Annotated in this window: 10 protein-coding genes and 1 pseudogene; 10 read left to right on the top strand and 1 reads right to left on the bottom strand. The window is 56.5% G+C overall.

Annotated elements, in window-relative coordinates; genetic code table 11:
• Positions 1-852 (top strand): metallophosphoesterase (locus V6C07_RS04070; protein WP_333535082.1); only part of this gene is annotated, 852 nt, incomplete at its 5' end.
• A 195-nt stretch (positions 853-1,047) separates the two neighbouring features.
• Here V6C07_RS04070 and V6C07_RS04065 read toward each other — a convergent pair.
• The gene (locus V6C07_RS04065; RefSeq protein WP_333535081.1) at positions 1,048-2,130 is read right to left on the bottom strand and encodes a glycosyltransferase family protein; all 1,083 of its coding nucleotides are present in this window, start codon (positions 2,128-2,130) and stop codon (positions 1,048-1,050) included.
• A 465-nt stretch (positions 2,131-2,595) separates the two neighbouring features.
• Here V6C07_RS04065 and V6C07_RS04060 point away from each other — a divergent pair, with 465 nt between their 5' ends.
• From V6C07_RS04060 to V6C07_RS04020, 9 genes and pseudogenes are all read left to right on the top strand, one after another.
• The gene (locus tag V6C07_RS04060; protein WP_333535080.1) at positions 2,596-3,180 is read left to right on the top strand and encodes a hypothetical protein; all 585 of its coding nucleotides are present in this window, start codon (positions 2,596-2,598) and stop codon (positions 3,178-3,180) included.
• A gap of 435 nt (positions 3,181-3,615) precedes the next feature.
• A complete protein-coding gene (locus tag V6C07_RS04055) occupies positions 3,616-4,323 on the top strand; it encodes a cytochrome c3 family protein (protein ID WP_333535079.1) in 708 nt (235 codons plus the stop codon).
• 7 nt (positions 4,324-4,330) lie between these two features.
• Positions 4,331-5,650, top strand: a complete 1,320-nt coding sequence (locus tag V6C07_RS04050) for a 4Fe-4S dicluster domain-containing protein (protein ID WP_333535084.1) — start codon at positions 4,331-4,333, stop codon at positions 5,648-5,650.
• Positions 5,650-6,612 (top strand): RnfABCDGE type electron transport complex subunit D, encoded by a 963-nt coding sequence (locus V6C07_RS04045; RefSeq protein ID WP_333535078.1) that lies wholly within the window; start codon positions 5,650-5,652, stop codon positions 6,610-6,612. Before V6C07_RS04050 ends, V6C07_RS04045 begins: the two co-directional genes overlap by 1 nt.
• A complete protein-coding gene (gene rnfG / locus V6C07_RS04040; RefSeq protein WP_333535076.1) occupies positions 6,609-7,187 on the top strand; it encodes an RnfABCDGE type electron transport complex subunit G in 579 nt (192 codons plus the stop codon). The genes V6C07_RS04045 and rnfG overlap by 4 nt, the downstream gene beginning before the upstream one ends.
• Positions 7,188-7,212: 25 nt before the next feature.
• A complete protein-coding gene (locus V6C07_RS04035; protein WP_333535075.1) occupies positions 7,213-7,890 on the top strand; it encodes an electron transport complex subunit E in 678 nt (225 codons plus the stop codon).
• Positions 7,891-8,039: 149 nt separating this feature from the next.
• Positions 8,040-8,612 (top strand): electron transport complex protein RnfA, encoded by a 573-nt coding sequence (locus tag V6C07_RS04030; protein WP_291441562.1) that lies wholly within the window; start codon positions 8,040-8,042, stop codon positions 8,610-8,612.
• A gap of 104 nt (positions 8,613-8,716) precedes the next feature.
• Positions 8,717-9,628 (top strand): RnfABCDGE type electron transport complex subunit B, encoded by a 912-nt coding sequence (gene rnfB / locus V6C07_RS04025; RefSeq protein ID WP_333535073.1) that lies wholly within the window; start codon positions 8,717-8,719, stop codon positions 9,626-9,628.
• Between the two features lie 12 nt (positions 9,629-9,640).
• Positions 9,641-9,872: pseudogene (locus V6C07_RS04020) on the top strand (FAD:protein FMN transferase); the annotation flags it as partial.

Genomic DNA, 9,872 nt, shown 5'->3' with positions numbered 1-9,872 from the left:
GTTCCTCGCTGGGGCGCGGTGCTGCTGGTGGTGGGTCTGCCTCTTGCCGTTGGCTGCGCAAGCTGGCTTAACGCGGCCTATCCCGCTGTGCGGCACTATGACCTTACAATAAAAACAACCGACGCCATCCCCCCTGCCTACAAAAACACGCCCCTGACTCTGGGCGTACTGGCAGACATGCACTTGGGCCGCATCGTCACAGCCCCGCGCCTGGTGCGCGCCATGGATATGCTGGCCCCTTACAAACCGGATGCCGTTCTGTATCTGGGAGACATGCTCGACGACCACATCCTGCTGGATGTGGAAGCCGTGGCCGCAGCGCTGACCCGTGTGCAGCCGCGCCTCGGCCATTGGGCTGTACTCGGAAACCACGAGTACATATCCGGACCCATAAAAAACAGCCTGGACATCCTGCAGCGCAGCGGAATGCAGGTATTACGCGACCAGTGGCATGTTCTTGATGACGTGCTGGTGCTGGCCGGCAGGGACGATAGAAGCAAACCGGCCTTTACCGGCAGCCCGCGCAAAAGCCTGCCGGAGATATTGGCCGACTTGCCGCCCGAATACAAAAAGCTCCCGCTGGCGGTGCTGGATCACCAGCCATATTTTCTGGATGAAGCCCGTACGGCAGGCGCTGTACTGGAAATTTCAGGGCATACTCACTATGGGCAGCTCTGGCCTTTCCACTGGGTGGTGGAAAACATGTACGAAAATCCTCACGGCCTCTTGAGCAAAAAGGGCATGTATTCCCTTGTGTCCGCAGGCACGGGGGCTTGGGGGCCGCCCATGCGCAACACTGCGCGCCCCGAGGTGCTTGTGGTAAAAATCCACTTTGTGGAAGCTGCGGAGTAAAAAAGCAGAAAAAGCATCGGCCTTGCCCAATAAAAAAGGTTGCCATCGGAACGGGCCTACGCCTGTCCTGATGGCAACCTTTAACTTTACAGATCCAACGCCTGAAACATCGTTGCCCGCCGCGCGGGCAACGCATACGAACAAAGTCCGCTGCGGGGGGGGGCTTGTCTGCCCTGCTTTCCAGATACCTGTTTTTTACTCTTCCACTGCGGGACTACCCGTATCGGGCAAAAAGCCGTGCCTGATAAAGTGGTCCACCAGTCCGAAAACGGTTTCATTGCCGCAAAAGTTCCCAGAGGCAATGGCCTGCTTGTACGCGGGCAGATTGGCTTCGAAACGCCGCAGCAGATCAGGTTCAAGAGTGAGCATGTCAGCCTGCATTCCATAGCCGAGCCGCTCAATATACAGCGCATTGAAACGCTGCTCCACCATGGCCTTTAACGGCACGGTCAAAATGGGCTTTCCAAGGTAAAGGGCTTCGCCCATGAGGGTGTGTCCGCCCCCCTGGATCACGTAAGAGCAGCCTTCAAGCAGACGCAGAAAGCCCTCTTCGCTCTTGCGCATGAAGATGACATTTCCCTCCTGCCCTTCCGTGCGGTCATAACCGAAGACATAACAAGTCTTTCTGGTGGACGCACGCAGAAAATCCACCAGCTTGCGGTGTGTGGAATTGCTTTGATACACAAGCACATGCCCGTCATCGCGCGGGTTCAGGGCCAGTACGCTGTCGCGCAAAATGGGAGGCGCCACGCGCGCCTTGTACTGGGGCAATACCGGCGGCGCGTAAAAGGAGATAATAAGGTTTTCCCCGGTGGGGCGAAACAGATAGCGCGGGGTCAGTCCCTGCACAAAACTGTCCCACCACATATCGGGCGGCAGGTTGTGGCGGCAGCAGGTAATAATATGCTGGTGGTCCAGAGTCAGGCAGGGCAGCCCGGCCCGTTCCGCCGCGCGCGGCACGAAGTACTCCAGATCCGTCATGCAGACATCTGGCTTGAACTCGTCAATAAGGCGCGAAACCTGTTCGGTGTACCGCTGCCTGTGCCAAAGCAGCGGTATGGCTTTTTTAATGGTGGCAGCCATATCCACCTTATAGTTTTTGAACACCGTACCCAGGTTGGGCAGACGGCGCACCGCAAATTCCGGCTCAAGAATTTTGGGCGCATCATCATCCGCCACAAAAAGAAACTCGTGTCTGCCCAGACGACGGGCAATGGTCAGGCCGCGCATGGCATGGCCGTGTCCCGTGCCGTGAATGCCATAAAGAACGCGCGCCATACTTTTCCTTTTTCTTTGAAACAGTTTGTTGTTGAAATACCGTTCCGCCAGCAAGGGGCCGTGTTCCCAGGCTGCCTGCTTTGCCCCGATACCCGGAACATACATTTTGCCAACCTCGCGACAATAACAAGCCGCAAGCCGTGCCGTCAATGTCATGCCCCAAAGCCCCTGGCGCAACCTCTTGACGGTACTGTCTTTTATTCTCTACCATCAGGCAGACATGCATGGCACAGTCCTATCTGTGACCACAGCTTTTCAAAGGCCGCACTACCGCCTTCAGAACACGTAATGTTAAGCTTTAAAATGTATGTTCGCAAAGTTTTTACGAGGCTCGCAGCGGTGATTGCAGCGGCAATGGACCACGCTTGCACCTGCGCAGCAAACGCCTGCTCACGCGGCCGTCAGGGCAATGTTAACGAATATCCCTCTGAAATATCGGACACTATTTGACCAAACGAGGCAGTCATGAATATACGCAAAATACGTGAAGATCTGGGCCGGGCAAAGGCCAGCTGCATGCGGCGCGATCTTTTGCGCGCTCTTTATCTGACCATCTCGGCCTTGAGGGAACTGGGCGGCCAGACCGCCCCCACCGATCTGCGGGGCGACATCCGTACAACAGTGAACGCCCTGGCCTCTGACCCCGGCCTTGTGGACCACCTCCCTCCCAACGTGACCTACCAGCCCGGCAACGAAAAAGATCTGCTTCAGATTTTTGCCAAAACGTATAAGGCATTCAAGGATCACGACGAACAGGAAGATTATGAAACCACCTTGCAGCGCAAGCTCAACATTGACCGCTGGATCAAGGATGGGAAAAAATTTCTTGAAGAAGGCCGACCTTCAGATGCGGATGCCTGCTTTAACGAAGCCATAAAGTTTTACAAGGATGAGCAGGCTATTTTTACCGTCATGGCCAAAGCCATGATGGACGCCGGGGAATACGTGCGCGCAATGGGCCACGCGCGCAATGGGCTGAAGGAAAATCCGCAGGATGAGGAATTGTTGCGCCTGATTGACGAATGCGCCCGTCTGCGCCCTCAATCCTGACAAAGACAGATGGCCAAGAGAACACCTGCCCGCCCCTTTCTGCTGTCAGATCTTGTTTTTGGAGCAACAGTTTTTCAGGAGAATGCCTGTTTCGCTGTTTGAACTTCAAGTCAAAAAAAGGCGATAATTGACTATCTTCTATAAAATCGACATGTTCCACTGCCTATCCGTCCACACGCAAACGTACTGTGAAAAATATCACCAAAGAAAAAATGTAATACCCGCTTCACAACACCTTTTAATGCTGTTATAAATCACAACAATGCCTGTGTCTCAAACTGTCGATCCGGTATTGTCCGGTTCGGTTGCGTTGTTAATGTTCGCCATATCTGGGGGGCTGCGTTGCAAAAACGTTATTTTGCAGTTGCCGTTTTGACGTGCATTCTGGCCGGAATTGCCGCGCTGGGATATTTGCTGCCGACAGACAAGGAAGCCGTGCCAAAACGTATTCTGCTGCAGAATACCGGCGGCGCTGTGGTTTTTCAGCATGCTGACCATGCCTACGCCTATAATGTGCCATGCGAGACATGCCATCACGAAAGCCCGGAAAAGCGCCTGGAAGTGCAGGCATGTAAATCCTGTCATGGCGTGGACTTCAATGAGTCTTTCCGCAAAAAACACGTGGCGCAGTTCAACGACAATGCCGCATGTGCCACCTGCCATCACTACGAAGTGGGCGTCAAGAAATGGGGCCACGAACGACACTATGAAGAGCTGGGCCTCGACTGCCGGGAATGCCACCACAAAAATACCGACATAGAGCCTGAACCGCAAAATTGCGCCGACTGCCACTCGTCCGGCGTTCCGGGCGGCAAGCCCGCCGAAAAGGGCACCCCCCCCAATCTGGCCGATGCCGTACACGCCAAATGCATCACCTGTCATGAAGACATGTTTGCAGACAAGCCCAAGGGCTGCGCCAACTGTCACAGCATGAAGGCTGTACGCGACATGCTGCCCAAAACAGGCCTGGTCAAGCTGAACCCCCTGCAAACCAACTGTGCCGTATGCCACGGGGTCACTGCTGAAAAGCTCATTCCCGGAGCTATGGACGCCTTCCACAAGCAATGCATGGGCTGCCATGAAAAGCTTGGCAAAGGACCTTTCCACAAGCAACAATGCGGCCAGTGCCATACTGGCAAGTGAGGCGGGGATGAAAGAACTTTTTCAGGTAATCAACGACCCCCGGTTTCACCTGCTTTACGGGGTGACCCAGCGTTTCAGCCCCGGACCGCAGCCGGACAGGGTGCGGCTCAATCGTGAAAATTGCAAACTGGCTGATGGCGTTACAAAAAAAGCGCTTGTCTATCCTTACAAACTTTTGGCCGAACATTCTTCACCCCTGAAAGGGGACGTATTCTCGCCAATTTACGGCAAGATCAGCGAAGTAAGCCAAAGCAGCATCTTTATTGACGCCATTGAACCGGATGAAGATCTGCGTCAGGCCGCCGAAACCGTGCAGAAAACAGACCTGCTCTCCGCGCCGCAGCGGGGTGAGGAATTGCGGCCATTGCTCAAAAGCCTGGGCCTGAATACCAAATCTCTGGGACAACACTGCGACACGCTTATTATCAACGGTCTGAATCCCGACCCCGGCGTAACCTGGGCCGAACCCATGCTGCTGGCACATCAGGAAACCCTGCGCGATGGCCTTGCCCTGCTGCGCCGCCTCTCGCCCGCAAAGCGCATTCTGCTGGCGGTTCCCAAAGAAATGCGGCTGCATCACAGCGATATTGAAGTGGCGCATGTGCCTTCGCAGTATCCGGCCAGTGTCAACGCCCTTGTCATCAAGGCCGTAACCGGGCAGGAAAACCCTGAAGGCGTAGGCATTGTCGGCCTGCACAATGTCTGGAGTCTGGGGCGGGTGGCCCGAACCTGTCTGCCCCTTGTGGAAAGCGTGGTCACCATCGGCAACTGCGAGTATTCAGGCAACTACATCGTTAAAGACGGCAGCCTGATCGGCCAACTGCTCGAATTTTCTCACATCACCCTGCACAATGGGGACACCCTTGTCCGTGGCGGCCCCCTGCGGGGTGAAAGCCTTGAAAAGCTTGATCGCAGCGTTACCCGCGGCTCAACAGGCGTTTTTGTTGTCGAGGCGGGTACCATCCCTCCCATGAAAGGCCACAGCCCCTGTGTGAACTGTGGTGCCTGTGTGCTGATCTGCCCTGCCAGGCTCAGTCCGAGCATCTTGAGCCGCAATGCCGAATTTGCCCTGCACGAGCGCAACCTGGACGAGCATATCGGCTCCTGTCTTGAGTGCGGCCTGTGCGGTTACGTCTGCATCGCCCGCAGGCCGGTTCTGCAATACATCCGCCTGTCCAAGTTCAAACTGGCGGAAGCCGCGGCAGCCAGGGGAAAGGCCCTGGCTGCCGATGAGGCTCTGGGCATGATCGCCGCCGACAACGCCGAGGCTTCAGCCGAAGCCGGAACCAATAACAGGGCTGCCCGTGAGCAGCGGGGAGGCAACTGATGTCATCTGCTTCATCAGGCTCTGTTCTGCTTGCCATGAGCGTTCCGTCTTTCTGGCACTGCGGACGCACCATTCGCAAGTACAGCCTTTTCACCATTCTCTGCTGTTTGCCGGCTGCGGCCATGGCTGTCTGGAACTGGGGATTGCCCGCCCTTCGGGTCATGTCTCTCAGCATCGCCGCGTGTGTGGTCGCCGAAGCCCTGTGCGAAAAAATCATGGGCCGGCAGATAGAAGTAGACGATTTTACCGCCGTATACGCGGGACTCATTTTCGCATTTCTGTTGCCCGCCGATGCGCCCTGGTGGCTTGTCATTCTTGGGGCGGTTATCTGCGTCACCCTGGGCAAAATGGCTTTCGGCGGCCTTGGGGCCAACCCTGTCAGCACGCCGCTTGTGGGCTGGGCCGTTCTGGCGGTGTCCTTTCCCATACTTATGGATCCCAACGCCGTACAGCTCAGCACGGACTTTGTTGACCCCCTGGTGCGCCTGAAATTTTTCGGCGCTGCCGGTGCCGACGCCATTCCCCTGCTGGACCTGATTATGGGCAAACAGATCAACGGTCTGGGCGCGGGTCAGGCGCTTGGCCTTTTTGTGGGCGGCTCTTTCCTTTGCGCCACCGGCACGGTGCGCTGGCAGATCAGCCTGGGATTTTTCCTAGGCGTTGCCGCGCTGGCTGCATTTTTTCATATGTCGGATCCAGCGCATAATGCTTCCGCCTTTTTCCACCTGTGTACCGGGTCGGTCATGCTTGGCGGTTTTTTCATGGCTACCGAAATGGGTACCACTCCCCTGCGTCCGCTGCCCATGTTTCTCTACGGCCTTACGGGGGGGCTGCTGGTCATGATCATCCGCAAGTACGGCGTCTGGATCGATGGCGTTCCTTTCGCCATTCTTCTGTCAAACATGCTGACCCCTTATCTGGACATGATACGCCCCAGACCTTTCGGAGGTAGCCGCTCATGATAGCCATAGTACGCATGGTGGTCGTGCTGTCTGTTCTTTGCGGGCTTTCGGGCTTTGCCCTTTCCTATCTTAAAATGATCACCGCCACGGCCATTGAGGAACAGGAACTGACCTACGTGCAGGGACCTGCGCTCAAGAGGGTCTTTACCCAGGCTGAAAATTCGCCCATTGCCGACAGGCGCGGCTTTACCCTTGCCAGTGGAGAAAAGGTGACGGTTTTTCCGATCATGAAGGGCGGCAAGCTTGTGGGCGTTGCGCTGGAGAATTTTGGCAAGGGTTACGGCGGCCCCATTGGTGTCATGGTTGGCTTCAATACCTCTGACGACACCCTTGCGGGCGTGGGCATGACAACCATGAAAGAAACTCCGGGGCTGGGCATGCGCGTGGCAGATCCGGGCTTCACCACCCAGTTCATGAATGCGGCCGCTCCGGTGAGCCTCAAAAATCAGGGCGGAAAAATCGATGCCGTTTCAGGCGCAACCATTTCCTCTGCCGGATCAGTGGAGGCTGTGAACAAAGCAGCCCAAGCCTACATGGGCCTGAAGCCTGAAATTTTCAAAGCCTGGGCTAAATAGCCGCTGGCATACGCATGGAGCCTCCATGAGCATACTGCAAGAATTTACCAAAGGGCTTTGGAAGGAACTGCCGCCGTTTCGTCTGGTGCTGGGGCTTTGCCCCACCCTGGCTGTGACCAACTCTGCCGACAACGGTCTTGGCATGGGCGTGGCCGTCATTTTTGTGCTCGTGCTTTCCAACATGCTCATTTCCATGGTGCGCAGCATTATTCCCAAAACAGTGCGCATCGCCTGTTTTATAGTCATTGCCGCTTCGCTGGTGGTCGCGGTGGAACTGCTCATGCAGGCATATGCCTACCCGTTGTACCAGCGCCTCGGCATCTTTGTGCCGCTTATCGTGGTCAACTGCATAATTCTCGGCCGGGCCGAAGCCTTTGCGGCCAAAAACGGCGTGGCCGCGTCCATTGCCGATGGCCTTGGCATGGGACTGGGCTTTACCCTGTCGCTGACCTTTCTCGGCTCATTGCGGGAAATTTTCGGCAACGGCACATGGTTTGGACATGGCGTCATGTGGGAAGGCTTTGAGCCCATGCGCATCATGATCCAAGCCCCGGGAGCCTTCATCTGCCTCGGTCTCATACTGGCGGCCATGAACATGTACAACTACTGGAAAGCCGGCAAGGGCAAAGCTGTGCCTGCGCCGCAGGGCGGCTGCGGCTCCTGCGGGTGCTGTTCACTGGAACGGCGCGAAGATGCCCGATAACAGATCGAAATGTATCGATTTTGTACTGCTGAAAGCGCACTGGAGAAAAATACCCGGCAGTGCGGCCACGGCAACCGCAGGAACAGCGAGACTGCCCCAGGCAGACGCGATCTCAAAGCGAAACCGCTCTAAAGGCACAAGGATAGCGCATGGATATTTTCGCCATCTTTATCTCGGCCATTTTTGTCAACAATATCGTATTGGCCCAGTATCTCGGCAACTGCCCGTATGTGGGCTGTTCCAAAGAAAAAGGCGTGGCTCTCGGCATGGGCGGCGCGGTGATTTTTGTTACCATTGCCGCCACGCTTTGTACCTGGCTCATGCAGAAATATGTGCTCGACCCTTACGGGCTGGGATATCTGCAGACAATCGTATTTATCGTGGTCATTGCAGCATTGGTGCAGTTTGTCGAAATGTTTCTCAAAAAGATCGTGCCACCGCTTTACGCCGCCCTGGGCATTTTTCTGCCGCTCATTACCACCAACTGCGCGGTAATGGGTGTAGCCATTCTGGTGCAGCGTGAAGGCTATGGCCTCATGGAGTCTCTGGTATGGGCCCTGGCTTACGGTCTTGGTTTCACTCTGGCATTGCTGCTCATGGCAGCCATTCGCGAAAGACTGGATACCTGCCGTCTGCCCAAAGCCATGGCAGGCACGCCCCTGGCTCTTGTCATGGCGGGACTTATGTCACTGGCTTTCATGGGCTTTAAGGGGATGGGGTAAAGGGCGGCCAGCGCACAGCCTGCCCCTGACAGGGCATTGGTGCGCTCTTGCGGCTGATCGGTCAATTCTGCTGTACGGCAGCTACGTTAGACGGGGACGGAACTATGGTCTTTGTATCAATTTTGACCCTCTTTGCCTTGGGCCTTGCGGCCTCCATCATTCTGGCCGTGGCCTCGCGGGTTTTCTATGTAAAGGAAGATCCGCGTGTCGAAGCCGTGATGGAAGCCCTGCCGGGAGCAAACTGTGGCGGATGCGGTTTTGCCGGTTGTGAAGGATACGCCGTTGCAGTGCTCAACGATCCCAACATCGCAGCAAACAAATGCTGTGCCGGCGGACCTGAAGTAAGCATTGCCGTGGGCGAACTCACCGGTAAAACCGTAGCCGAAGCCGAGCCGCTGTACGCCCTGCGCCGCTGCGACAAGCAGGCTGGGCAGGTTGGCGCCCGCTATGAATATCAGGGGTTGCCCTCATGCGCCGCAGCTTCACTCATGCGGGGCGGCACGGACTGCTGCGCCTTTTCCTGCATAGGATACGGCGACTGTGTGCAGGCCTGTCCGTTCAATGCCATGCGCATTGTCAACGGTCTTGTGGAGGTCGATCAGGACAAATGCACTGGCTGCGCCACCTGTGTGAATGTGTGTCCGCGTGGCGTTCTGGAAATGACCCCCTTGCGGGCCAGAGTTGCAGTCTACTGCAATACCCGCGAAAAACTCCGCGCGGTTTCCGATGTATGCAAAGTCGGCTGCATCAAATGCCTCAAGTGCGTGAAAGCCTGCCCGGCCAAGGCGGTGAGCATGGTCGATGACCGCATTGAAATCGATCATCTGCTCTGCCTGTCCTATGGGCCAGCCTGCCAGGAGGCGTGCGTAGCCTCCTGCCCCAGACACATTTTCAGATACACCCGGCCGGTTCAAACCGCAGAATGCGGCCAATCTGGCTGTAATACGCAGGCAAACACGCCCCTTGCGGCTCCCGTACCCGATCAGAACGTCTCCCAGGCACAGCCTGGGGCCTGAGTGGAGGCAATAATGTCCAGCTTTTCGAGCCGCCGTCATTTTCTTCGTTTCGCGCTTTTGGGCGCGGGCATGCTTGGGGCCGCCCCGCTGCTTAGCCTTGCGCCTGCCGCTGCATCGGCGCAAACGCGCGACAGTGGAGAAACATATACCCGCACTGCCCTGTTTATGGGAACGCTGGTTACCATTACCGTGGCTGGCACTCCTGCCGCACAGGCCGGTGATGCTGTGAGCGCCGCTCTGGCCC

The sequence above is a fragment of the Desulfovibrio sp. 1214_IL3152 genome, assembly GCF_036763055.1.
Taxonomy (GTDB): domain Bacteria; phylum Desulfobacterota; class Desulfovibrionia; order Desulfovibrionales; family Desulfovibrionaceae; genus Desulfovibrio.
This window is presented reverse-complemented; position numbering and strand designations above follow the sequence as displayed.